Origin of the sequence: Streptomyces clavuligerus, assembly GCF_005519465.1 — a bacterium.
In the GTDB taxonomy this organism is placed as follows: domain Bacteria; phylum Actinomycetota; class Actinomycetes; order Streptomycetales; family Streptomycetaceae; genus Streptomyces; species Streptomyces clavuligerus.
Genome location: NZ_CP027858.1, coordinates 4,682,560 through 4,705,886, shown reverse-complemented (window position 1 = coordinate 4,705,886; position 23,327 = coordinate 4,682,560). Strand labels below are relative to the sequence as shown.

Sequence of the window (23,327 nt, the reverse complement as noted above, 5' to 3'; positions counted from 1 at the left end):
CCACCGCTTCCCCGCCGCTTCAGGGCCGCTCCACCGCGGGGAGTGGTTTCCGGGCAGGCCCCGAAGGGCCCCGCGGCACCGGGCCCCGGATGATCCGGGGCCCGGCCTCCCGCCCACTTCCTGGTCCTGCTCCTGGTCCTGTCCCAGGTCCTGCTTCTCGGTCCTGTTCTTGGTCCTGCTTCTCGGTCCTGCCGTGCTACTTCTTGGTCTTGCCGCCGCTCTCGTCGCTGGACAGCACCGCGATGAAGGCTTCCTGCGGCACCTCCACGCTGCCGACCATCTTCATCCGCTTCTTGCCTTCCTTCTGCTTCTCCAGCAGCTTCCGCTTACGGGAGATGTCACCGCCGTAGCACTTGGCGAGGACGTCCTTGCGGATGGCGCGGATGGTCTCCCGGGCGATGACCCGGGAGCCGATGGCCGCCTGCACCGGCACCTCGAACGCCTGCCGCGGGATCAGCTCCTTCAGCTTGGCGACGAGCCGCACCCCGTAGGCGTACGCCTGGTCACGGTGGGTGATCGCTGAGAAGGCGTCGACCTTGTCGCCGTGGAGCAGGATGTCCACCTTCACGAGGTGGGCGGACTGCTCGCCCGTGGGCTCGTAGTCGAGCGAGGCGTATCCCCGGGTCTTCGACTTCAGCTGGTCGAAGAAGTCGAAGACGATCTCGGCGAGGGGCAGGGTGTAGCGGATCTCCACCCGGTCCTCGGAGAGGTAGTCCATGCCGAGCAGGGTGCCCCGGCGGTTCTGGCACAGCTCCATGATCGAGCCGATGAACTCGGTGGGCGCGAGGACGGTGGCGCGGACCACCGGCTCGTACACCTCCGCGATCTTCCCCTCGGGGAACTCGCTCGGGTTGGTGACCGTGTGCTCGACGCCGTCCTCCATGATCACGCGGTAGACCACATTGGGGGCCGTGGCGATCAGATCGAGGCCGAACTCGCGCTCCAGCCGCTCCCGGATCACATCCAGGTGCAGCAGACCGAGGAAGCCGACGCGGAAACCGAAGCCGAGGGCCGCCGAGGTCTCCGGCTCGTACACCAGCGCGGCATCGTTGAGCTGGAGCTTGTCGAGGGCGTCGCGCAGCTCGGGGTAGTCCGAGCCGTCCAGCGGGTAGAGGCCGGAGAACACCATCGGCTTGGGGTCCTTGTAGCCGCCCAGTGCCTCGGTGGCGCCCTTGTTCTGCTGGGTGATGGTGTCGCCGACCTTGGACTGGCGGACATCCTTCACACCGGTGATCAGGTAGCCCACCTCGCCCACGCCCAGACCGTCGGCGGACAGCATCTCGGGCGAGTTGGTGCCGATCTCCAGCAGCTCGTGCGTGGCCCCGGTGGACATCATCCGGATGCGCTCGCGCTTGCCGAGGGTGCCGTCGACGACCCGGACATAGGTCACGACGCCCCGGTAGGAGTCGTAGACCGAGTCGAAGATCATGGCGCGGGCGGGCGCGTCCTTGACCCCGACGGGGGCGGGGACGTCCCGGACCACGCGGTCGAGCAGCGCCTCCACTCCCAGACCGGTCTTCGCGGAGACCCGGAGCACATCGCCCGGCTCGCAGCCGACCAGGTTCGCCAGTTCCTCGGCGAACTTCTCCGGCTGGGCCGCCGGCAGGTCGATCTTGTTGAGGACGGGAACGATGGTGAGGTCGTTCTCCATCGCCAGATAGAGGTTGGCCAGGGTCTGCGCCTCGATCCCCTGGGCCGCGTCCACCAGCAGGACCGTGCCTTCGCAGGCCGCCAGGGAACGGGAGACCTCATAGGTGAAGTCCACGTGCCCCGGGGTGTCGATCATGTTCAGGATGTGGGTGCTGCCCTGGCCGGGGCCCTCGGTGGGGGCCCAGGGCAGCCGGACGGCCTGGGACTTGATCGTGATGCCGCGCTCACGCTCGATGTCCATCCGGTCGAGGTACTGCGCGCGCATCTGCCGCTGCTCGACCACCCCGGTGAGCTGGAGCATCCGGTCGGCAAGCGTCGACTTGCCGTGGTCGATGTGCGCGATGATGCAGAAATTGCGGATCAGCGCCGGGTCGGTACGGCTCGGCTCGGGCACGTTGAGAGGAGTCGCGGGCACGCAGGGTCCTGATTCTTGAGACGCCGGGCGTCTCGTCTCGGGCGATGGCGGATCGATACGTAGCCTCCATCGTCCCATGGGTGCGGGACTGCGACCGGTTTGGGCCGCCGGGAGAGCTGCTGGTAGCGTAGACAGCTGTGTCTCGTGTCATGGTGCATGCCAGGACCCACGGGACACACCTCAGAGATCATTCGAACCTGAAAAGGCTCTTTCGTGGCGAACATCAAGTCCCAGATCAAGCGGAACAAGACGAACGAGAAGGCGCGCCTGCGCAACAAGGCCGTCAAGTCCTCGCTCAAGACCGCGGTCCGCAAGGCCCGCGAGGCCGTCGCCTCCGGCGACCTCGAGAAGGCCACCGTGGCCGCTCGCGAGGCCGCCCGCAAGCTCGACAAGGCCGTCTCGAAGGGTGTCATCCACAAGAACGCCGCCGCCAACAAGAAGTCGGCGCTGGCGTCCAAGGTTGCCTCCCTCCAGGGCTGAGCCTCCGCGGTAGCTCCGGGGCCCGGCCCCGGACTTCCGGCAGCGGCCCTGGTGCCGATCCGTCGGACCACTTGATCGCCGAACGGACCCGAGCGGGCCCTCTCTCATCCGCTCCCCGTACGGCATCCCCCGGGCTCGCACTTGGACCTGCGTTCGCCACGCGGGTGCGAGCCCACCCGGCAATACGTTCCGAGGCCCCGGCCGCTTCCCTCCCCGCCCTTCCCCAGGGCGGACGGAAAGCGTCCGGGGCCTCGGCATATCCAGGCCCGGGGCAGCCGACCGGCCCGCCCGGCGACCGTGACGGGCCCGCGCGGACGGACGGACCACGGCCGAACAGCCGGAGCGTGACGCCGTCCCCGCCCCGGCACCGGGATCGGGATCGGTGACGGCATCGGTGACGGGACGGACGGCTCCGGCGGACAGAAGCCCGGGCCGACGGAGCGCGGCCGGAGCCCGGAGCCCGGAGCCCGGCGGGCGGAGCCAGAAGGGCCGAGCCAGAAGGGCCGAGCCAGGGGCGGGCGGCGCGCCGCCCGCCGGGGCGGTGGCGGGTCAGCGGCGGGAGCGGGCGGCGCGGGCGATGGTCACGACCGCCTTCTCCAGGGCGTACTCGGGGTCGTCCCCCCCGCCCTTCACCCCGGCGTCGGCCTCGGCGACCGCGCGGAGCGCGACCGCGACCCCGTCCGGGGTCCAGCCGCGCATCTGCTGCCGGACCCGGTCGATCTTCCACGGGGGCATCCCCAGTTCCCGGGCGAGATCGGCGGGCCGTCCTCCCCGCGCGGCGGACAGCTTCCCGATCGCCCGCACTCCCTGCGCCAGCGCGCTGGTGATCAGCACCGGCGCCACCCCGGTGGCCAGCGACCACCGCAACGCCTCCAGCGCCTCCGCCGCCCGGCCCTCCACCGCGCGGTCGGCGACCGTGAAACTGGACGCCTCGGCACGGCCCGTGTAGTACCGCCCGACGACGGCCTCGTCGATCGTGCCCTCGACATCGGCCGTGAGCTGCGAGGCCGCGCTCGCCAACTCCCGCAGATCGCTGCCGATCGCGTCCACGAGCGCCTGACACGCCTCCGGTGTCGCGGACCGGCCCAGCGTCCGGAACTCCGCCCGCACGAACGTCAGCCGCTCCGCGGGCTTCGTCGTCTTCGGACAGGCGACCTCCCGCGCCCCCGCCTTGCGGGCGGCGTCCAGCAGCCCCTTGCCCTTCGCACCGCCCGGGTGGACGAAGACCAGGGTGATCTCCTCCGCCGGTGCGGTGAGATAGCCCTTGATGTCCTTGATCGTGTCGGCGGACAGATCCTGGGCGTTGCGGACGACGACGACCTTGCGCTCGGCGAAGAGCGACGGGCTCGTCAGCTCGGCGAGGGTGCCGGGCTGGAGCTGGTCGGCCGTGAGGTCCCGGACGTCCGTGTCGGCGTCGGCGGCGCGCGCCGCCGCCACCACCTGCCGCACCGCGCGGTCGAGTAGCAGATCCTCCTGGCCCACGACGAGAGTGACGGGGGCGAGCGGATCGTCGGTCGAGTTCTTCCTGGTGGCCATCGCCTCCAGCATCCCACGGGCCACTGACACTCCCGCCCGTGCCGGAGAATGAACGGATGAGCGAAGGACGTCATGTACTGGTACTGCCCGACCGGGACACCGCCGAGGAGGTGGCGCGGGAGCTGGCGGACCGCTTCGGCGTGACCGACGAGCCCCAGCTCGTCCGGGACTCGCTGGCCGGTGAGGACGACGCCGAGGACGCCCAGTGGCTGGTCGTCGTGGAGGACCCCGGGGGACGGCTGGACCCCGACGCCCTGGACGACTTCGCCGCGGAGTTCGACGGCTGGCTGGAGGCTTCGTAACGGCCCTCCCCCGCCCCGGCGGCCGGAACCCGCGTACTCAGCCCCGCCCGCCGCGCGGATCGCGCGGCAGCCGGTCCAGACGCAGCCCGAAGTGGTCCCGGTAGGCGGCCAGCACGGCCGCCCCGTCCGCCAGCAACTCCTCGTGCCGCTCCCCGTCGGCGGTGACGACCAGCTTCCGGCCGCTGAGGGTGACCCGTCCCCCGGTGGTGACCAGGGAACAGACCAGGGACCGGGTGAAGGGGGACCCGGGGGACGTCCGGTGCCACCAGGCCCCCACCCGGAAGTCCGCCAGCTCCCGCGCCCCCGGCTCCAGCCGGTACTGGCGCCGGCCGTCCCGGGACACCTCCAGCACACCGCCCCCTGCCGCCTCGACCCGGAAGACACCCGCGGGGTCCCTCTGGTCCCCGCGCTCGTCCCAGGCCAGCGGCTGGTGGGAGTTGTCCCCGAAGCCCACATCCACCAGCCAGGGGCGGCCGTCCTCGGTCTCCACGCGCAGCGCGAGATGGTCATAGGGGATGCCGGGGCGGCCGTCGCCGCCATAGGCACGCGCCTGGAGCAGGGCCACCGTGAACCCGAGATGCCGCAGCAACGCCGCGAAGGCGCCGTTGAGTTCGTAGCAGAAGCCGCCGCGCCCCCGGTCGACGATCTTCGCGAGCAGGGCGTCCTCCTCCAGGACGATGTCCTCGTGGAGATGGATGGAGAGATTCTCGAACGGCACCGTCCGCACATGGCACAGCATGAGCGAGCGCAGCGCCGCGGGATCCGCCCGCTCCGGTCGCCGTGCTCCGATCCGGCGCAGATAGGCGTCCATGACGGATACGACGGTGTCGGCTGGTGCTTCCCTGGCGTCCATGGCAGCAGTCTGACCGCCACGACGATCACGGGCCATGCGTCTGCCGACCGGTAACAGCCGCCGACGGTCCTAGATCCTCCGCCCGATGCGGGCAGGGCCGCGGGCCGTCTACGGTACGCGGCGTGAACGAGACCCAGCCGACACCGGCACCGACGCCGACGAACCTCCAGCAGCCGGAGCGGGACCCCGCCCGGGGCCGGAGCACCGGGCCGGACCGGGGCGAACGGCCCGGCCCGCCGCCCGCCCGCGCGGCCGGGCAGCGCAAGCGGGACACCCTGGCGCGGCTCACGGACGACACCGACGCCTGGGTCGCCACCGCGTCCGCCGCCGGAAGGCCGACCCTGGTGCCCCTGTGGTTCCTCTGGGACCGCGACACCCTGCTGATGGCCACCCGGCGCACCAACCCGACCGCCCGCAACGTGACCCCCGCCGGGACCATGGTCGTCACTCTCGGCCACACTCGTGACGTCGTGCTGATCGAGGGCCCCGCCCGGGTCGTGGAGGGCGGGGCCCTGGAAGCGGACTCCGGCGACGCCTTCGCCGCGCGCTTCGACGGCTGGGACCCGCGCACCACCCCGTCGTGGGTGTTCCTCCGCTGCGCCCCGCAGGCCGTGAAGGCATGGCGGGGGGTGAACGAACAGGCCGGACGGGAGCTGATGCGGGATGGACGGTGGCTGGTCTGATCTGCGCCGCCCGGATCGCCCCAGGGCCGCACGCGGCGGACCGCCGTGTCCCGGCACCGGGGCGGCCGGGCGCGTGCTCCGGTCCACGGCGGCCCCTCGGCGGACATGCGCCCGCAGCCGGGGGCCCGTGCCCGTGACCGCGATCGCCCCGTGCCGGTCGGTACGGAGCACCAGGGCGCCCGCGTCGCGGAGTGCGCCGACGGTGCTCGGCGCCGGATGCCCGTAGAGGTTGTCCCGGCCCGCGGAGATCAGGGCGAGCCTCGGCCGCACCGCCCGCAGCAGACCGGGGTGCTGATGGGCGGAGCCGTGGTGCGCCACCTTCAGCACGTCCACCGGGGGCAGCGCCGGATGCGCCAGCAGCAGACCGCGCTGGGCCGGTGGTTCGAGATCTCCGGGCAGCAGCAGTGTGGGGCCGCCCGCGACACGCACCAGGAGGGTCACACTGGCGTCGTTGGCCCCGGACCCGGGCTCCTCGGCGTACCCGTCCGCCGTCGTGGCCGCCCACGGGGGTCCGGCCGGGGGCCAGAGGACCTGCCAGTCGAGCCGCCCCAATCTGCGGCGCTCGCCGGGCACCGCCCTGAGCAGGGGCACTCCCGCCGCTCCCGCCGTCCGGCGGACGAAGGCACTCTGCTCGGGCGGCTCGTCCAGCGTCGTCGTCTGCACGGCACCCACCTCGCGGCCCCGGAACACCCCGGGGAGCCCGCGGACATGGTCCGCGTGAAAGTGGGTCAGCACGACGAGGGGCACCCGGGTGACGCCCAGCTCCCGCAGACAGCGGTCGACCGGCCCGGGCTCGGGGCCCGCGTCCACGAGCACCCCGCGCCCCGTCCCGTCCCCCGCCGCCAGCACCGTGGCGTCTCCCTGCCCGACATCGCACACCGCGACGGCCCAGCCCGGCGGCGGCCATCCCGTGAGCACCCGGGTCAGCGGCGCCGGGCGGACCACCACGAGCAGGAGCAGCAGCGCGCAGACGGCGGCCGCCCAGGGACGGCGGCCCAGGGCCCGCAGGAGGAACAGCAGCGGCACGAGCGCACCGGCCAGGAGCAGCCCGCCGTCGAGGCCGTCGGGCCAGTCGAACCAGGCTCCCGGCAGCGAGGCCCCGAACCGGGCCACCGAGGCGACCCACCCGGTGGGCCACCCCGCCGCGCCGGCCAGCAACTCCGCCACCGGCATCGCCAGCGGAGCCGCCACGAGCGCCGCGAACCCGAGGACGGTGGCAGGAGCCACCGCCACCTCGGCGGCCAGATTGCACGGGATCGCCACCAGGCTGACCCGGCCCGCGAGGGCGACCACCACCGGCGCGCACACCACCTGCGCCGCCCCGGCCGCCGCCAGGGCCTCCGCGAGTCTCGGCGGCACCCCCCGCCGCCGCAGCGCCCCGCTCCAGCGGGGAGCGACGGTGAGCAGCGCGCCGGTGGCGAGAACGGAGAGCAGGAATCCGGGGCTCCGGGCGAGGCCGGGCAGGAGGAGCACCAGCAGCAGCACAGCGGCTGCCAGCGCGGGAAGGAGCGATCTGCGGCGGCCGGTGCCGATCGCGAGCAGGGCGATCGCCCCGCAGGCCGCGGCCCGCAGCACACTCGGCTCCGGTCGGCACACGACGACGAACGCCAGCGTCAGGGCTCCGCCGGTCAGGGCCGTCCCGCGCAGGGAGAGACCCAGCCGGGGCGCGAGACCGCCCCGCTCGGCCCGCACGGCCCTGCCCGGCGGCCCGATCAGCAGCATCAGGACCACCGTGAGATTGCTCCCGGAGACGGCCAGGAGATGGGTGAGGTCCGTGGCCTGGAAGACCTCCCGCAGCTCCGGGGTGATCCGTGAGGTGTCCCCGACGACCAGCCCGGGGAGCAGGGCGCGGGCGTCCGGGGCGAGCCCGTCCGACGCCTCGCGCAGTCCCGCCCGCAGCTCTCCCGCCCCGCGCTGCACCGCGGTCGGGCCTCCGACGACCTCCGGGGCGCCGCCCTGGACCCGCAGGTCGGCGGCGTACCGGTCGGCGCCGTGCAGGGGCGGGGCGAGGCGGCCCGTCAGCCGGAGCCGCGTCGAGGGCAGCAGCCCCTCCCACCGGTCCGGCGCGGCACGGGTGCCGGGCCGCACCACGACCCGTACCGGCGTCCGGGTCCGGGTGGCCGTGCCGTCCCCGGTGGTCACCCGGGTCGCTTCGGCATCGAACAGCAGGGCCGTCGGGGCCATGCGGTCCCCGCGCACCCGGGGTACCGTCCGCCGGGCGTCGGAGGTGAGGGTCAGCTCCACCGTGGCGGTGGCGTAGCGCTCGGCGAGCCCGGGCACCGGTCCCCGCCGCAGATCGGCACCGTGCAGCCCACCGGTGGCCGCGCCCGCCGCGAAGCACAGCAGCGCCCCGGCCACCGCGACACCGCCGTGCCGCGTCCTCCCCCACCGCCGGGACCGGGACCGGGCGGCCCGGACGGCGACGAACGCCACGACGGCCGGGGCCACCCCGGTGCAGAGCAGGACCACGGCGGCCGTCCACCGGCCCGGGGCGTCCAGGGCCAGCGCCGACCCGGCCCAGGCGGCCAGCGCCGGTGGCACCAGCCGCAGATCGGCCAGCCCCTCCCGGCGCCGGTCCGCCCCGTCCGGGGCCGACTCCGGCACCCGGTGCTCCGCACGGCTCCCCCCGGTGGTCACGGACGTCATGGGCGGACCAGCGGGCGGAGGTCCGCGAAGCGGCGGTCACCGATCCCCCGCACCTCACGGAGCTGGTCGACCGAGCGGAAGCCTCCGTGCCGGGTGCGGTGGTCGACGATGTGGCGGGCGAGCACCGGGCCGACACCCGGCAGCGCGTCGAGTTGCTCCACGGTGGCCGTGGCGAGGCTCAGCGGGGCCGTCGGCTGCGCGCCGCCCACGCCGCCCACCACCGGGCCGTGACCCGGTGGCTGGGGTGGCGGAGGCGGGGCGCCCACCACGACATGCTCACCGTCGGTGAGGACGCGCGCCCGGTTGAGCCCCGTCACATCCGTCCCGCGGACGACGCCTCCGGCCGCGGCGAGCGCGTCGGCGACCCGGGACCCGGTGGGCAGCCGCAGCACCCCCGGCCTTCTGACCTTGCCGCTGACATCGATGACGACCCGGGCTCCCGCCCGTTCCGCCGGGGGCAGCGGAGGAGGCAGGGGCCGCGGGGCCGGGACGGACGCACCCTGCCGGACGGTCTCCGGGGCGCGCACCTCCTCGGGGCGGCCGGTCAGGAAGTGGTGGGCGGCGAGAACGACAGCGGCCACCAGGACGACGGAGAGCGCGGCGAGGGTCCGGGGCGCGAGCCCGCAGCGGAGCCGGAACCACAACGGCAGCCGCTCCCCCGGCGCGGGCCCCGGCCGCCGCCGCACCCCGCCCGGGGCCGCTTCCCGGCCGTCCGGCTCCCGGGCCCCTCCCCCGCCCGGTAAGGGGCCGGTCCAGGCGGTCAGGCGTCCGGCCCGGGCCCGGGAGACCGCCGCCGCGTCCCGCACGGCGGCGTCGGTCTCCCGGGGCCGCCGTACCGGCCTCGCGACCGCCACGGCGGGCCGGTGCCCTCCCCGTACGCGTAGCGCCGGACGGGCCGGGGCACGGCTTCTCCCGGGACCCGGACCCGCGCCCCGCCGGACGCGGGAACGGCTGTCGGACACCGGGGCGCGGCCCGGCCCACTCGTTGCGGTACGTGTTCGTAGAGCCATGGACAGGACGGTAGGCACATCCGTCCGAACCCGCTGAGCCGCGTCGATTCCGGTGGACAACCGTCCCGTTGTGGATAACCCGGCCACTCGTACGGGTGGTGTTTCCGGGCCGTGGAGCACCCGCCCGCCCGCGTTCGGCGCACCAGGGGCAGGACGGGGACGCGACACAGGGACGCCGCGGGGCGCATCAGGGTGCCCGGCACGGGCGATCGGAGTCCCGGACCGGCGAGCGGCCGTCTCAGCGCGGGGAGATCACAGCCCCGAGCAGACCGGGCCCCGTGTGCGCGCCGATCACCGCGCCCACCTCGCTGACGTGCAGCTCGATCAGCCCGGGGACCCGCTGTCGCAGCCGGTCGGCGAGGGCGTCGGCCCGCTCGGCCGAGGCGAGATGGTGCACGGCGATGTCCACCGCGCTCGTACCCGCCCGCTCGGCGGCGATCTCCTCCAGCCGGGCGATGGCCCGGGACGCGGTGCGGACCTTCTCCAACAACTCGATCCGGCCGCCGTCCAGTTGCAGCAGGGGCTTGACCGCGAGCGCCGATCCGAGCAGGGCCCGCGCGGCACCGATCCTGCCGCCGCGCCGCAGATGCTCCAGAGTGTCGACATAGAAGTAGGCGGAGGTGTTCGCGGCGCGTTTCTCGGCCGCCGCGACCGCCTCGTCCAGGGTTCCGCCCGCGTCCGCGGTCTCCGCCGCCGCCAGGGCGCAGAAGCCGAGGGCCATGGCGACCATCCCGGTGTCCACCACCCGTACCGGCACGGGAGCCTCCCGGGCGGCCAGCACGGCGGCATCGTAGGTCCCGGAGATCTCCGCCGACAGATGCAGCGAGACGATGCCCGTCGCCCCCGCCTCCGCCCGGGCCCGGTAGACGGCGGCGAAGGTCTCGGGGCTGGGCCGGGAGGTCGTGACCGGCCGCCGCTTCTGCAGGGCCAGGGCCAGGGCACGGGAGGCCGTCTCCGTGCCGTCCTCCAGCGCCCGGTCACCGAGGACGACGGTCAGGGGCACCGCCTCGATGCCGTGGCGCTCCATCGCCGGCGGCGGCAGATAGGCCGTGGAATCGGTGACGATCGCGACATGGCGGGACATGAGCGGGAGGTTACCGGTCCCGGGCTCCGGACGGCAGCCCGCTCCCGACCTGTGGTCTTCCCTGGCCGGGAAACACCCGGAGGGCGGCTCTGACCTGCCCGGGAGCAACCGTCGTCATCTGCCCGCACACCGTGCGGGAGTCAGTTCGTGGTCTCCGGGCGGGTGGTCTTCCGGGTGGCCTTCTCCCAGGAGTAGGTCATCCGCTGCTGCGGGTCGGACGCGGTGATGGCACGCGGCTCCCCCGTACCGTCCGCCGCACCGGGCTCCGGCCGGTCCTGGCCCGCCGTGCCACCCGTTCCCGCCGCGGCCGGGCCGCCGTCCGCCGTACCGGCCGACCGGCCGGGCGGACCCTCCGCGGGGTCGGCACCGGTCTCCGCGGCGGACCAGTGCCGCAGCGCGCCCGCCTCCATGTCGATCTCCGCGCTGAGCAGGTCCAGCTCGTCGTCCGCGAACTTCTGTGCCCGGTCACGGGCCGCCCAGCGCAGGGACTCCGCCGAGTGCACGATCCGCTCGGTGCGCTCCTTCAGCTCGGGCAGCCGCGAGGAGACAGCCGCCCGGTCGGGCTCCCGCTCCAGCCGCTTCAGCTCCTCGTCCAGCTCGTGGCCGTGCGTGCTCAGCCGCTCGAAGAGGGCGATGGACTCGGAGAGCGAGGCGTCCTGCTCCGCCCCCGCGTGCAGGGCGTCCTGGGTGGCGCGCATCGACGTCCGCAGCTTCAGCCGGAGCTGGGCCAGCTCGGCGGCCGGGCCGCCCTGACCATAGCTCTTGGCCCGCAGGGCGGTGTCCTCGACGGTGCGCCGCGCCCGCTGCGCCTGGGTGACCGTCCGTTCCACGCCCCGCTTGGCGGCCTTGACGGCCTTGGAGGTGGCGTAGGCGCCCAGGGCCAGGAGGGCGAAGAGCAGCAGCACGACCAGCGTGATCACGACTTCCATGGGCGCCCCTTCGGCGTCGGCTGCTCCGGTCCGGCCCGCTCCGTCCGGCGGGGTGTCCGTCCCGCCGGTCTTCCCGGTGTTCTTCTCCACCGTAAACGGAGTGGGCGGGCCGAGGGTTCCATCGAGAACCCCCAACCTGCCTTTGAGGAATACTCCTCCGTGCTCTCCGGGTGCGGACGGCGGCGCCCGCACCCGGTGTCCGGCTAGGCCGGGACGATGTTCACCAGCTTCGGCGCCCGCACGATCACCTTGCGGATCCCGGCGCCACCGAGGGCCGCGACCACCGCCGGGTCGGCCAGCGCCAGCGCCTCCAGCTCCTCGTCGGAGATCGACGGGGCCACCTCGATCCGCGCCTTGATCTTGCCCTTGACCTGAACCACGCAGGTCACGGACTCGTCCACAACATAGGCAGGGTCGGCGACCGGGAAGGACCGGTGGACCACGGAGTCCTGGTGGCCCAGGCGGCGCCACAGCTCCTCGGCGATGTGCGGAGCCAGCGGGGCGATGAGCAGCACCAGCGGCTCGGCCACGGCCCGGGGGAGCGGGCCGCCAGTCTTGGTCAGGTGGTTGTTCAGCTCGGTGAGCTTGGCGATGGCGGTATTGAAGCGCAGGGCCGCCAGGTCCTGTCCGACGCCGTCGATCGCCTTGTGCAGGGCGCGCAGCGTGGCCTCGTCGGGCTCGCCGTCGACGACCGTGACCGCGCCGGTCGACTCGTCGACGACGTTGCGCCACAGCCGCTGGAGCAGTCGGTACTGGCCGACCACGGCACGGGTGTCCCAGGGCCGCGAGACGTCCAGGGGGCCCATGGCCATCTCGTACAGACGCAGGGTGTCCGCACCGTACTCGGCGGCGATCTCGTCGGGCGTGACGGCGTTCTTCAGGGACTTGCCCATCTTGCCCAGCTCGCGCTTGACCGGCTCACCGGCGTAGACGAACGTGCCGTCCTCGCGCTCCTCGACCTCGGCGGCGGGCACCGCGAAGCCTCGGCTGTCCCGGTAGACATACGCCTGGATCATGCCCTGGTTGAACAGCTTGTGGAACGGCTCCGGGGAGGAGATGTGCCCCAGGTCGAACAGCACCTTGGACCAGAACCGCGCGTACAGCAGATGCAGTACGGCGTGCTCCGCGCCGCCCACGTACAGGTCGACACCGCCGTGCGGCATGCCCTCGCGGGGGCCCATCCAGTACTGCTCGATGCCCGGGTCGACCAGCTTCTCGCTGTTGTGCGGGTCCAGGTAGCGCAGCTCGTACCAGCAGGACCCGGCCCAGTTGGGCATGGTGTTGGTCTCCCGCCGGTAGGTGCGGGGACCGTCGCCCAGGTCGAGGGTGACCTCGACCCACTCCTCGTTGCGGGAGAGCGGCGGCTCGGGGCGGCTGTCGGCGTCGTCGGGGTCGAAGGTGCGCGGCGAGTAGTCGTCGATGTCGGGCAGCTCCAGCGGAAGCATCGACTCCGGCAGGGCGTGCGCGATGCCGTCCTCGTCGTAGACGACCGGGAAGGGCTCGCCCCAGTACCGCTGGCGGCTGAACAGCCAGTCACGCAGCCGGTAGTTGATCGTGCCCTCGCCGATGCCGCGCTCGGTCATCCACCGGATGATGCGGGACTTGGCCTCGTCGACGCCCAGGCCGTCCAGGGAGATCTCGTCGTTGGAGGAGTTGATGGCCGGGCCCTGGCCGGTGTACGCCTCGCCCTCCCAGCCCTGGGGCGGCTGCACGGTGCGGACGATCGGCAGCCCGAACGCCTCGGCGAACTCCCAGTCGCGCTCGTCCTGGCCGGGGACGGCCATGATCGCGCCGGTGCCGTAGCCCATGAGGACGTAGTCGGCGACGAAGACCGGGATTCGAGTGCCGGTGACCGGGTTGACGGCGTACGCGCCGGTGAAGACACCGGTCTTGTTCTTGTGCTCGGTCTGCCGCTCGACGTCGCTCTTGGTCTGGGCCTGCTTGCGGTACGCGGAGACGGCCTCGGCGGGGGTGCCCGCGCCCGAGGTCCATGCCTCCTTGACGCCCTGGGGCCATTCGGCGGGCAGCACGGAGTCGATCAGGTCGTGCTCGGGGGCCAGGACCATGTAGGTCGCGCCGAACACGGTGTCGGGACGGGTGGTGAAGACGGTGATCCGGGCGTCGTCGTGGCCGTCGACCCGGAACTCGACCCGCGCGCCCTCGGAGCGGCCGATCCAGTTGCGCTGCTGGAGCTTGATGGCCTCGGGCCAGTCCAGGGCGTCCAGGTCCGCCAGCAGGCGGTCGGCGTAGGCGGTGATGCGCATGTTCCACTGGCGCAGGTTGGCCTTGAAGACCGGGAAGTTGCCGCGCTCGGACCGGCCGTCGGCGGTGACCTCCTCATTGGCCAGCACCGTGCCCAGGCCGGGGCACCAGTTGACGGGGGCGTCGGCGGCGTACGCCAGCCGGTACCCGCCCAGCACGTCGGCGCGCTCGACGGCGCTCAGTTCGCTCCAGGCGCGTCCGTCCGGGAGGGCCCGTTCGCTGCTCTCGAACTGCTCCACCAGCTCGGCGACGGGGCGCGCGCGGCCGGCCTCGGTGTCGTACCAGGAGTTGAAGATCTGGAGGAAGATCCACTGCGTCCAGCGGTAGTACTCGGGGTCGATCGTGGCGATCGAGCGGCGCTGGTCGTGGCCCAGGCCCAAGCGGCGGAGCTGGCGCTTCATGTTCGCCATGGCGTCCTCGGTGGACACCCGGGGGTGTACCCCGGTGGCGACGGCGTGCTGCTCCGCGGGCAGGCCGAAGGCGTCGAAGCCCAGCGTGTGGAGCACGTTGTGGCCGGTCATGCGCTGGTGGCGGGCGTAGACATCGGTGGCGATGTACCCCAGGGGGTGACCGACGTGCAGACCGGCGCCGGAGGGATAGGGGAACATGTCCATCACGAACTTCTTGGGACGGGCCGCCACGGCCGGGTCCCCGGCGAGATCGCCGCTCGGGTTCGGGGCCTCGTAGGTGCCGTCGGCCTCCCAGAAGTCCTGCCAGCGTGCCTCGATCTCGGCGGCCAGCGCGGCCGTGTAGCGGTGGGGCGCGGCCACCTCGGCAGCGGAGGCAGCGGAATTCGTCTCGCTCATGATCCTTAAGGCTCCATCGATCGTCTCTGCCAGCGGTTCACAGCGGCAGGGCCCACAAACAAAAGGACCCCTCGCACAGGAGGGGACGCCGCGCTGATTCCGACCGGACCGTCGTCCGTTCGTCGGGACTGATCAGCGCGGCTCGCTAAGCAGAAGGCGTACGGCACGCATGGCGCCAGGGTACCGCAGGGGCGGTTCCAGCGCTCAGGAACGGGCGCCGGGACGGCCCGGGGGGCGGACGGGGCGACGGGGCGCGGACGGGCCGGGAGCAGACAGAAGCGGCGGCTCACCCGATCGGGTGAGCCGCCGCCTGTTTCCTGTGGAGCTAAGGAGAATTGAACTCCTGACCTCTTGCATGCCATGCAAGCGCTCTACCAACTGAGCTATAGCCCCTTGCGAGATGTCCTCCGCCCCGGTTTTTCCTCCCCGTTGCGGCGACGTGGACAACATTAACCCTGCCCCCCGCGCTTCACCAAATCCGCTCCCCCGCCCCCGGGAGAGGGGTGAGCAGGCATACCCGTTCGGGTCGGTTTGCCATGGGATGCCCGTTAGCGAGCGGGCGAGTGTTCACGCGGTGGCGAAGGAGTAGAAGCGTTTGAGCGTGCAGTGCTCGTCCAGGAGGCGGCCGTAGATCGGCTCGCCCTCCAGTTCCCGATAGGTCTCGATCGGGTCGCCTTTTATGATCAGCGCCCGCGCGCACTCCTCGCACCAGTACTGGTACTCGGGGTTGAGAGGTTCCATGTCCCGGACGATGGGCGTGCCGCTGCCGCACCAGTCGCACTTACGCCTGTGTGCCCCCATCACTCAGCTCCAGCTGTGACCGCATGACGTGCACACGTAAGTAACCCCGCCGTTGTCGCCGAGGACCTGGGCGACATTCACCGAGCCGCAGGACGGGCAGCTCAGGAGGACGGTCATCACGCCCTCCCCCCGTCCTGGCCGGATGGTCCAGTCCGGCCGTCCGATTCTGCCACGGCAAGGGTCCGAGGTCAGCGGCGTTGACACGACATTCCCTCCTCAAACGCGAAATCCCGCCCTCTTGCGAGGACGGGATCGGCGTGATGCGTTCTGTGGAGCTAAGGAGAATTGAACTCCTGACCTCTTGCATGCCATGCAAGCGCTCTACCAACTGAGCTATAGCCCCTTGCGTTCTTCGCGCTCTGCGCTGCGAACAAGAAGAACTTTAGCCTGTGACCTGCCGAAAAGTGAAATCCGGCGGTCGGGGCGCCCGGACCGGGCCGCCGGGGTGGTGCCCGGCGGCCCCGCGGACCGTCACCGCACGGCCGCCCCCGGCACCCGGACGAGGGCCTGTGCTGCGTCCGGACGGGGGTCCGCCCTGGTCTGTGCGGTGCCCGACCGGGTCAGTCGTCGTCGCCGAGGACCGGCTCCGGGAGGGTGCCGGCGTTGTGCTCCAGGAGACGCCAGCCCCGCGCGCCCTCGCCCAGGACCGACCAGCAGCAGTTGGAGAGCCCGCCGAGGCTCTCCCAGTGCCGCGGTTCCAGACCGAGGAGCCGCCCGATCGTGGTGCGGATCGTGCCGCCATGGCTCGCCACCACCAGGGTGCCGTCCTCCGGGAGGCGCTCGATGTGGCGCAGCACCACCGGGGCGGCCCGGTCGGCGACCTCGGTCTCCAGCTCACCGCCGCCGCGCCGCACGGGCTCACCCCGCTTCCACGCGGTGTACTGCTCCTCGTACCGCTGCTTGATCTCCTCGTGGGTCAGCCCCTGCCAGACCCCCGCGTACGTCTCGCGCAGAGCCTCGTCGTAGACCACGGGCAGACCGGTCAGCTCGGACAGTTCGACGGCGGTGGCCGAGGCCCGCTTGAGGTCGGAGGCGATGATCGCGTCCGGCTTGAGGGAGGCGAGCAGCCGCGCGGCCCGGCGCGCCTGGGCCACGCCGCTCTCGGTCAGCGGGATGTCCGTGGTGCCCTGGAAACGGCGGTCCAGATTCCATGCGGTCTGCCCGTGCCGCCACAGGACGATGCGGCGGCCGGTGCGCTTGTACGCGTCCTCGTTCAGCTCAACTCACCGTCCGGGGAGCCGGTGCCGGTGCTGCCGGTGAGCTCGGCGTGTTCCTGGGCCTTGCCGCGGGTCTTCTGGGCGTCCTCGGGCAGCGGCAGCTCGGGGCAGTCCTTCCACAGCCGCTCCAGGGCGTAGAAGACCCGCTCCTCACTGTGCTGGACGTGGACCACGATGTCGACGTAGTCGAGCAGGATCCAGCGGGCGTCGCGGTCGCCTTCCCGGCGCACCGGCTTGGCGCCCAGCTCCTTGCTCAGCCGCTCCTCGATCTCGTCGACGATGGACTTGACCTGGCGGTCGTTGGGCGCGGATGCGAGCAGGAAGGCGTCGGTGATCGACAGCACATCACTCACGTCGTACGCGATGATGTCGTGCGCGAGCCGGTCGGCAGCCGCCTGGGCGGCGAGGTTGACAAGCTCGATGGAGCGGTCCGTAGCGGTCACAAGCAGGCTTTCGTCAGCGGTCCGATAGTCCCCTCCAGGGTCTCATGTACCGCCGACAGTCCTCTCCAGGATTCCTCACCCCCACTGATCGACATGCCGTTCTCCCTGTTCAGCGGGGGTGGGACAGGGTGTGGACCGCGCCCGCACACCGGCTCGGGACCCGGCCGGGAGCCCGGCGGCGGCCCCCGGTCCGAGCCGGGGGCCGCGCTTCGTCAGCCGGTGGGGAAGTCCTGGCCGAGCACCACGGCGACCGCGCTGCCCGCTGCCCGGTCCGTCTGCCGTACGGCGCTTTCCGGGAGTCCCAGGGTCTTGGCGACCTCCACGGCGTCCGCCCTGCGGGCCTCTTCGCCGTAGCTGACCTCGGAGGTGGCCGCGGGATCGGCCGTTTTGCTGTCGGTGACCGAATATCCGCCGTTGACCAGCAGAACCCGGGCGCGCTCGGAGACCGACGGCTGTCCGGTGGCGTTGCGGATCTCCACCCGGAGGGCCGCGTCCTTGTCCGGCGTGGCGACCGAGCCGCCGAGGACGTCCTTGACGACCGCGTCCACCGCGTCGGCGGTGAGGCCGCCGTCCTGCTGAACGGGAAGCAGCTCGGTGCGGTAGTCGCCGCCCTTGGCGTACTCGGAGAGCGTGGCGAGGGACGCGCCCAGGGCGCTCTCGGTGAGGGAGGGGTCGAGGATCTGGCCCAGGGTCTCGACGGTGACCGTGGCCGATTTCGCATCGCTCGGGAGCTTGCGCAGGACCGCCTGCATGATCTGGCCGAACCGCTGGAGCTGAGCGGTCTCTGCCTCGCCGGTGCCCCGGTGAGTGGCGTAGGCGACGGCGGCTCTCCCGTTGAGTGTCTGGTTCTCACCCTTGCGGACGAGGGGGTCACCGCCCTTGGGAGCCGGGACGGCCGTGTCGGTGGTGAGGTCGACACCGCCGACCAGTTCGACCAGGTTCTCCAGGAAGGGGGTGTCGAGCCGCCAGGTTCCGGTGATCTCGGCGCCGAGCAGGGCGCCGACGGCCTCACGGGTGCCGTCGGACCCGTCCTCGTCGACGGAGGCACCGAGAGTGGTGCCGGTGCCGTCGTCGCGGGTGACGGACAGGGCGTTGGGCAGCAGCACGGTGGCACCCTGACGGGTCGTGGAATTGGCCACGAGGAGCGCTGTCGACGTGCCCTTCTTCTTGGTGTTGTGCAGATGCACCACGATGAGGTCCCGCTTCTGCGGCCCGGCTGCGGCCGTACCCGCGGGGCTGTCCTCGGAACCGCCGGGCAGACCGCCCGAGTACCAGAGATAACCGGCGCCGCCCGCGAGCAGCAGGACGACGACGGCCACGAGGGCGATGACCCGGTTGCGCCCGCGGCGCCGGGCCTCCTCCCGCCGCTCGGAGCGGCTCTCGGTGAACTTCAGCCAGTCGATGACGTCTTCCGACGTCTCGTCCTGCTCCTCGATGAACGAGAACTGCCCGGTGCGGTACTCGCCGCCGTCCGCCGAGGGCCCGCGCTGGTCCGGCACGGTGAACACCTGCGGGGCGGGAGCCGGGGCCGGTGCTCCGCCGGTGCCCTCGGGGTACTGCGGGAACGGCGACGGCGGATGCGGATACGGCTGCTCGTACGGCACGGCCGGCTGCGGCTGCGGCTGCGGGGGGAACGACCCGCCCTGCTCATAGCTCTGGTACGCGTACGGGTCGTACTGCGGGGGCTGCTCGTAGACCGGCTGCCCGTACTCGTCGTAGCCGATGAGCCGCGGCTGCGGGTAATACGGGTCGTACGGGTTCTGCTGGTCGTTCACCGATGCCCCTCTCCACGGCTCATGTGCCGCGGTACAACTGGCGCTTGTCGATGTAGCGCACCACACCGTCGGGCACCAAATACCAGACGGGATCGTCCTTGGCGACCCGGGCGCGGCAATCGGTGGACGAGATCGCCAGCGCCGGGACCTCCACCAGCGACACCTTGCCCTCGGGCAGCCCGTCGTCCGTCAGGTCGTGACCCGGCCGGGTCACCCCGATGAAGTGGGCCAGGGAGAACAGCTCGGTCGCGTCACGCCAGCCGAGGATCTGCGAGAGCGCGTCCGCCCCGGTGATGAAGAACAGATCCGCGTCCTCGTTGAGGGCGTGCAGATCCCGCAGTGTGTCGATGGTGTACGTCGGCCCCGGACGGTCGATGTCGATCCGGCTGACCGAGAACTGCGGATTGGAGGCCGTGGCGATGACCGTCATCAGATAGCGGTCCTCGGCGGGCGACACGGCCTTGTGGGTCTTCTGCCACGGCTGCCCGGTGGGAACGAACACCACCTCGTCCAGATGGAACAGGGCGGCCACCTCGCTCGCGGCCACCAGGTGGCCGTGGTGGACCGGGTCGAACGTCCCGCCCATCACCCCGAGCCGCCGCCGGCCGCCGCCGGAACCCCTCGGCACTTCCTGCTCTCCCATGCGTGCAGAGCCTACTGACACAGTCGCGCGGTGCGCCCCGGCCGCCCCGTTCAGCGGTCGCGGTTGAAGCTCACGGTGATCCACAGCAGCAGGAGCAGCGCGATCAGCGCTCCACCGCCGGTGACCAGCGGCTCAAGGCTGGGGTGGTTGAGCGCCTTGTCGCCCTCGGCGAGAGTGACCAGGTTGGCTGAGGTGCTGGTGAGGCTCATCTTCGGCGGGCCCTTATCGAATCGGAGGAACAGAAGCGGAGAGACTTCGCCCACATCGTATGCGGCACCCTCGGGCACGCTCACGCCGACTCAGGCGTTGTGAGGATCAAGGCGCCGTTCCAGCGGTGCCGCACCGCCGGGCCAGGGGTGGGGACACCTCCCTTTCCAGGTTATCCACAGGCTCCGCGCCCGGCGATTCCACCACCTACGCTGAGATCCGTCAGGGGGCGACTCCGGATCGGATACGGATCGACAGCACCCACGCACGACGTATCAACCGGTTTACAGGGGGCATGAATGTCCGAAAGCAGCCAGATCAACGTGCCGAGCAGGCAGCGCAAGCGCTTCCCGGGCATCTCCTCACGGGCGTACGAGCACCCCGCGGACCGCTCCGCGCTGGTCGCCCTGCGCAAACTCACCGGCTTCGACACCGTCTTCAAGGCCATGAGCGGGCTGCTGCCCGAGCGCAGCCTGCGGCTGCTCTTCCTCTCCGACTCGGTGCGGGTGGGCGATGAGCAGTTCGCGCACCTCAACTCCATGCTGAGGGAGGCCTGCTACATCCTGGACCTGGAGAAGGTCCCCGCGATGTATGTCACGCAGGACCCCCGCCCCAACGCCATGTGCATCGGCCTCGACGAACCGATCATCGTGGTCACCACCGGTCTGGTGGAGCTGCTGGACGAGGAGGAGATGCGGGCGGTCGTGGGGCACGAGGTGGGCCACGCCCTCTCGGGTCACTCCGTCTACCGCACGATCCTGCTGTTCCTGACCAATCTGGCGCTGAAGGTCGCCTGGATTCCGCTGGGCAATGTGGCGATCATGGCGATCGTCACCGCGCTGCGGGAGTGGTTCCGCAAGTCGGAGCTGTCCGCGGACCGGGCGGGGCTGCTGGTGGGCCAGGATCTCCAGGCCTCGATGCGGGGGCTGATGAAGATAGCCGGGGGCAACCACCTCCATGAGATGAACGTCGACGCGTTCCTGCGCCAGGCCGACGAGTACGAGAAGGCGGGCGACCTCCGCGACTCCGTACTGAAGATCCTGAATGTGCTGCCGCGCTCGCACCCCTTCACCACGGTCCGCGCGGCGGAGCTGAAGAAGTGGGCCGAGAGCCGCGACTACCAGCGGATCATGGACGGTCACTACCCGCGGCGGTCGGAGGACCAGGACACCTCTGTCACCGACTCCTTCCGGGAGACGGCCTCGCACTACGCCGACACAGTGCGCACCAGCAAAGATCCGCTGATGAAACTGGTCGGTGACATAGCCGGTGGCGCGGGCGACCTGGGGGGACGGCTGCGCGACAAGTTCACGGGCGGCGGCAGCGGCGACGGCGCCAAGGGCGGGGAGGGCAAGGGAGGTACCGGCGGCGACGCCTGAGGCCCTGGGCCCCGGGAGCGACGGAGCCCCCGGCTCCGCCGGTCCCGTCCGTCCCTGCGGCCTCACGGGGGACGGCGCCCCGGCAGAGCCTGACAGCCGGAGCCACGCCGGGGCCCACCGGGGCGGTCATGGCCGTCAGGGGCGGGCCCCGGAGCCGGCCGGGGCACTCGGCTGGGCCGCGGGGGCGAGAGAGCCGCAGAGAGCTGCGGGAGCGCCCTCCGGGGCGTAGGGGTCGGTGACAGCCGGGAGACCCGTCACGGCACGCTGACCGGCCAGCAGCGGGCGCAGCACGCCGGACGTGTCGGTGGAGCAGTTGTGCGGCCCCGCCTGGACACGGCTGGAGAACAGTTCCGCACGGCGGCGGTCCAGGTCGTCCCGGTCGAAGCGGAAGTGCAGCTCCCGCCGGACGGTGAAGAGCGAGGCATCGTCGATCCGCCCCGCTCCACTCACTCCGGCGCCTGGCGGGACCAGCCGTCCCCCGGCCGCACCGGCGGCGCCGATGGCCGGGCCCGCGCCGGAAGCCGGACGGTCCGCGTCCCCGGACAGCCCCTGTCCGGTGCGGCCCTCCGGGCCCGCGGCCGCAGGGCGGAGGGCGTAGACGAAGGTGTGGTCGGACATCACCTCCAGGGCACCGGAGCCCGTCTCGGTGACGGTCAGTGTGCCGCGCACCCTGACCGCGGGATCGGCGAGGGAGACCCGGGCGGGGTCGTAGCGGACGAGCCATCCGGTGGCCGCGTGGCGGCCGTCGGGCACGGGGGCGGTCATGCTGCGGTCGAACTGCTGATGCTGCTCGGGATCGAGGAGCAGCCGTACGGGGCGGACCGCGCCGCCCGTGAGGACATCGGGGTTGAGTGAGGACTCCACCAGGTAGTCCTTGGCGATGGTGAGAGCGGCCAGCACCTGGCCGGTGGAGAAGTTCTCGGTGCGGCGGGCACCGGGCAGGCCGATGCCGGCCGCACCGGCACGGAAGTGCGCGGCGGGGCCGCGGGCGTGGAGATCGGCAGGGGCACCCCCGGGGACGGGGCCCTGCGGAGCGAGAGGGATCACGGTGATGCGCAGCGGGGCGGGCCGCACGGCCGGTCCGGGGGCGAGGGAGGGATGGATGCCGAGATAGACGGCGGTGCCGAAGACCAGGGCGATCAGCAGGGAGAGCAGCCCGACGACGAACAGGGTCGGCAGGGAGCCGGACCTCGGCGCACGGGAGGGGAGGGTGCGAACGGCACGGGTGTGCCCGTCGAGCCGTTCCAGGGCGGAGTACTCCTGGAGCCGTGCCGCCTGTACGAACGATTCATCGAAGACGATGGACCTGTACTCGTCCTCGCCGCCGTCGGGGAGACCGTCGGGGGTTCCTTCGGGCGGGTCTCTACGACCAGTCATACCTTGAGGGTTGGTTCTCCGGGGCCGCGATAAACGTGACGACCCAGGGCATATGGGGGAGCAAGGGGGTGTCAGGGGGCGCTCGGGTCGGCCGCTACCGGGGGTCCGGAGCGCACCGACGGGGCTGTGGGAGTGACCGGGTCGACGGGGGCCGCCCCCGGGGGCACGGTGGCGTCGACACCGGTGGGAGCGGGGGACGGCACCTGACTCTCACGGCTGCCGGAGGCCCCCCGGTAGACGGCGGCGAAGGCCAGAGCCACCATCCCGATGCCCATCAGCAGAGCCAGCACCCAGGCGACCGGCCGGTGCCAGCGGGCGCTGCTCCGATAGGGGCGCAGGGTCCCGCCGTGGGGGCCGTACGGGTCGAGGTCCGCCAAGTCGTCTTCGGCGCCGCCGAGAACCCGGTCACGGCCGTCGTAGATGTCGTCGTGGACCCCCATGGCCGCTCCGGCGGCACGGGCCTCGGCCTCGGCACGGGCCTGGGCGGCGGCGAGAAGGCGTTCCACCGCGGTGGGCTCGTGGATCGTGGCGGCCCTGACGAAGTCCTCGTCGAACACCACGGAGGCGAAGTCCTCGTCCGCGCCTCCGCGGTCGTCGTCGGGCTCCCAGCCGTCCGGGAACGGCCTGCCCCCCACGTCGTCCGGCACGGAATCAGAGTAGACCCGGCCGGGGGGTTTGGGCAGTGCGGGACGGAATCCGGCGGGGGTGGGGACGGGGTGGAGGGGTGCGGGTGGAGCGAGGTGGGCGGGGGCGGGGTGGGGGGCCGGGGGGGGAGGGGCCCCCTCCCCCCCGGCGCCTCTTTCCGGTGTCGGTGACCGGCCGCCCGGCC

General features: G+C 72.4%; 19 protein-coding genes, 2 tRNA genes and 1 pseudogene. 4 read left to right on the top strand and 18 right to left on the bottom strand.

What is annotated here, in order from left to right; all coding sequences use genetic code 11:
- Positions 1-196: 196 nt before the first annotated feature.
- Complete coding sequence (gene lepA / locus CRV15_RS19770; protein WP_003957754.1) at positions 197-2,065, bottom strand: translation elongation factor 4; 1,869 nt, start codon at positions 2,063-2,065, stop codon at positions 197-199.
- A 213-nt stretch (positions 2,066-2,278) separates the two neighbouring features.
- Here lepA and rpsT point away from each other — a divergent pair, with 213 nt between their 5' ends.
- The gene (gene rpsT, locus CRV15_RS19765; RefSeq protein ID WP_003957755.1) at positions 2,279-2,545 is read left to right on the top strand and encodes a 30S ribosomal protein S20; all 267 of its coding nucleotides are present in this window, start codon (positions 2,279-2,281) and stop codon (positions 2,543-2,545) included.
- Positions 2,546-3,094: 549 nt separating this feature from the next.
- On the opposite strand, the gene holA is transcribed toward rpsT, so the two are convergent.
- On the bottom strand, positions 3,095-4,081 hold the full coding sequence (gene holA / locus CRV15_RS19760; protein WP_029182914.1) for a DNA polymerase III subunit delta: 987 nt from the start codon (positions 4,079-4,081) through the stop codon (positions 3,095-3,097).
- 56 nt (positions 4,082-4,137) lie between these two features.
- Here holA and CRV15_RS19755 point away from each other — a divergent pair, with 56 nt between their 5' ends.
- A complete protein-coding gene (locus CRV15_RS19755; protein ID WP_003960433.1) occupies positions 4,138-4,383 on the top strand; it encodes a hypothetical protein in 246 nt (81 codons plus the stop codon).
- Between the two features lie 37 nt (positions 4,384-4,420).
- Here CRV15_RS19755 and CRV15_RS19750 read toward each other — a convergent pair whose 3' ends face one another.
- Positions 4,421-5,236, bottom strand: a complete 816-nt coding sequence (locus tag CRV15_RS19750) for an arylamine N-acetyltransferase family protein (protein ID WP_044972177.1) — start codon at positions 5,234-5,236, stop codon at positions 4,421-4,423.
- A gap of 275 nt (positions 5,237-5,511) precedes the next feature.
- Here CRV15_RS19750 and CRV15_RS36330 point away from each other — a divergent pair, with 275 nt between their 5' ends.
- Entirely contained in the window at positions 5,512-5,919 is a 408-nt protein-coding gene (locus CRV15_RS36330) for a pyridoxamine 5'-phosphate oxidase family protein (protein ID WP_044972375.1), read from the top strand.
- Between the two features lie 108 nt (positions 5,920-6,027).
- On the opposite strand, the pseudogene CRV15_RS19740 reads toward CRV15_RS36330, so the two are convergent.
- The 13 genes and pseudogenes from CRV15_RS19740 to CRV15_RS35980 all read right to left on the bottom strand — a co-directional run.
- Positions 6,028-8,565: pseudogene (locus CRV15_RS19740) on the bottom strand (ComEC/Rec2 family competence protein); the annotation flags it as partial.
- Positions 8,562-9,575 carry a ComEA family DNA-binding protein gene (locus CRV15_RS36325; RefSeq protein WP_003960436.1) on the bottom strand — a complete coding sequence of 338 codons (1,014 nt, stop codon included), beginning with the start codon at positions 9,573-9,575 and terminating at the stop codon, positions 8,562-8,564. The pseudogene CRV15_RS19740 and the gene CRV15_RS36325, both read right to left, overlap by 4 nt.
- A gap of 238 nt (positions 9,576-9,813) precedes the next feature.
- A complete protein-coding gene (locus CRV15_RS19730; protein WP_003958747.1) occupies positions 9,814-10,659 on the bottom strand; it encodes a DegV family protein in 846 nt (281 codons plus the stop codon).
- Positions 10,660-10,799: 140 nt separating this feature from the next.
- Complete coding sequence (locus CRV15_RS19725; RefSeq protein WP_029182918.1) at positions 10,800-11,588, bottom strand: hypothetical protein; 789 nt, start codon at positions 11,586-11,588, stop codon at positions 10,800-10,802.
- Between the two features lie 203 nt (positions 11,589-11,791).
- Complete coding sequence (gene leuS / locus CRV15_RS19720; protein WP_003960439.1) at positions 11,792-14,656, bottom strand: leucine--tRNA ligase; 2,865 nt, start codon at positions 14,654-14,656, stop codon at positions 11,792-11,794.
- Positions 14,657-14,976: 320 nt separating this feature from the next.
- Positions 14,977-15,049 (bottom strand) — tRNA-Ala (locus CRV15_RS19710).
- Positions 15,050-15,223: 174 nt separating this feature from the next.
- Positions 15,224-15,457: a hypothetical protein gene (locus CRV15_RS19705; protein WP_003958744.1), complete on the bottom strand. Its 234-nt coding sequence runs from the start codon at positions 15,455-15,457 to the stop codon at positions 15,224-15,226.
- 270 nt (positions 15,458-15,727) lie between these two features.
- Positions 15,728-15,800 (bottom strand) — tRNA-Ala (locus CRV15_RS19700).
- 217 nt (positions 15,801-16,017) lie between these two features.
- Positions 16,018-16,674, bottom strand: a complete 657-nt coding sequence (locus CRV15_RS19695; protein ID WP_003958743.1) for a histidine phosphatase family protein — start codon at positions 16,672-16,674, stop codon at positions 16,018-16,020.
- Positions 16,671-17,117 carry a ribosome silencing factor gene (gene rsfS, locus CRV15_RS19690; RefSeq protein ID WP_003958742.1) on the bottom strand — a complete coding sequence of 149 codons (447 nt, stop codon included), beginning with the start codon at positions 17,115-17,117 and terminating at the stop codon, positions 16,671-16,673. Before rsfS ends, CRV15_RS19695 begins: the two co-directional genes overlap by 4 nt.
- Before the next feature lie 212 nt (positions 17,118-17,329).
- On the bottom strand, positions 17,330-18,892 hold the full coding sequence (locus CRV15_RS19685) for an LCP family protein (protein ID WP_003958740.1): 1,563 nt from the start codon (positions 18,890-18,892) through the stop codon (positions 17,330-17,332).
- Positions 18,893-18,911: 19 nt separating this feature from the next.
- The gene (nadD, locus tag CRV15_RS19680) at positions 18,912-19,535 is read right to left on the bottom strand and encodes a nicotinate-nucleotide adenylyltransferase (RefSeq protein ID WP_029182919.1); all 624 of its coding nucleotides are present in this window, start codon (positions 19,533-19,535) and stop codon (positions 18,912-18,914) included.
- A 50-nt stretch (positions 19,536-19,585) separates the two neighbouring features.
- Entirely contained in the window at positions 19,586-19,744 is a 159-nt protein-coding gene (locus CRV15_RS35980) for a hypothetical protein (RefSeq protein ID WP_009996189.1), read from the bottom strand.
- A gap of 297 nt (positions 19,745-20,041) precedes the next feature.
- On the opposite strand from CRV15_RS35980, the gene CRV15_RS19675 reads away from it, so the two are divergent.
- On the top strand, positions 20,042-21,121 hold the full coding sequence (locus tag CRV15_RS19675) for a M48 family metallopeptidase (RefSeq protein WP_003958736.1): 1,080 nt from the start codon (positions 20,042-20,044) through the stop codon (positions 21,119-21,121).
- Positions 21,122-21,256: 135 nt separating this feature from the next.
- On the opposite strand, the gene CRV15_RS19670 is transcribed toward CRV15_RS19675, so the two are convergent.
- Both CRV15_RS19670 and CRV15_RS19665 read right to left on the bottom strand, forming a co-directional pair.
- On the bottom strand, positions 21,257-22,498 hold the full coding sequence (locus CRV15_RS19670; RefSeq protein WP_003958735.1) for an SCO2583 family membrane protein: 1,242 nt from the start codon (positions 22,496-22,498) through the stop codon (positions 21,257-21,259).
- Between the two features lie 71 nt (positions 22,499-22,569).
- Positions 22,570-23,145 (bottom strand): SCO2584 family spore wall biosynthesis protein, encoded by a 576-nt coding sequence (locus tag CRV15_RS19665; RefSeq protein WP_009996191.1) that lies wholly within the window; start codon positions 23,143-23,145, stop codon positions 22,570-22,572.
- Between the last annotated feature and the right edge of the window lie 182 nt (positions 23,146-23,327).

Excerpts from the sequence above, each read along its gene's own strand:
- holA (WP_029182914.1), bottom strand. The coding sequence starts at position 4,081 with ATGGCCACCAGGAAGAACTCGACCGACGATCCGCTCGCCCCCGTCACT.
- CRV15_RS19755 (WP_003960433.1), top strand. The coding sequence starts at position 4,138 with ATGAGCGAAGGACGTCATGTACTGGTACTGCCCGACCGGGACACCGCC.
- CRV15_RS19750 (WP_044972177.1), bottom strand. The coding sequence starts at position 5,236 with ATGGACGCCAGGGAAGCACCAGCCGACACCGTCGTATCCGTCATGGAC.
- CRV15_RS36325 (WP_003960436.1), bottom strand. The coding sequence starts at position 9,575 with ATGGCTCTACGAACACGTACCGCAACGAGTGGGCCGGGCCGCGCCCCG.
- CRV15_RS19730 (WP_003958747.1), bottom strand. The coding sequence starts at position 10,659 with ATGTCCCGCCATGTCGCGATCGTCACCGATTCCACGGCCTATCTGCCG.
- CRV15_RS19725 (WP_029182918.1), bottom strand. The coding sequence starts at position 11,588 with ATGGAAGTCGTGATCACGCTGGTCGTGCTGCTGCTCTTCGCCCTCCTG.
- leuS (WP_003960439.1), bottom strand. The coding sequence starts at position 14,656 with ATGAGCGAGACGAATTCCGCTGCCTCCGCTGCCGAGGTGGCCGCGCCC.
- CRV15_RS19705 (WP_003958744.1), bottom strand. The coding sequence starts at position 15,457 with ATGGGGGCACACAGGCGTAAGTGCGACTGGTGCGGCAGCGGCACGCCC.
- nadD (WP_029182919.1), bottom strand. The coding sequence starts at position 19,535 with ATGGGAGAGCAGGAAGTGCCGAGGGGTTCCGGCGGCGGCCGGCGGCGG.
- CRV15_RS35980 (WP_009996189.1), bottom strand. The coding sequence starts at position 19,744 with ATGAGCCTCACCAGCACCTCAGCCAACCTGGTCACTCTCGCCGAGGGC.
- CRV15_RS19675 (WP_003958736.1), top strand. The coding sequence starts at position 20,042 with ATGTCCGAAAGCAGCCAGATCAACGTGCCGAGCAGGCAGCGCAAGCGC.
- CRV15_RS19670 (WP_003958735.1), bottom strand. The coding sequence starts at position 22,498 with ATGACTGGTCGTAGAGACCCGCCCGAAGGAACCCCCGACGGTCTCCCC.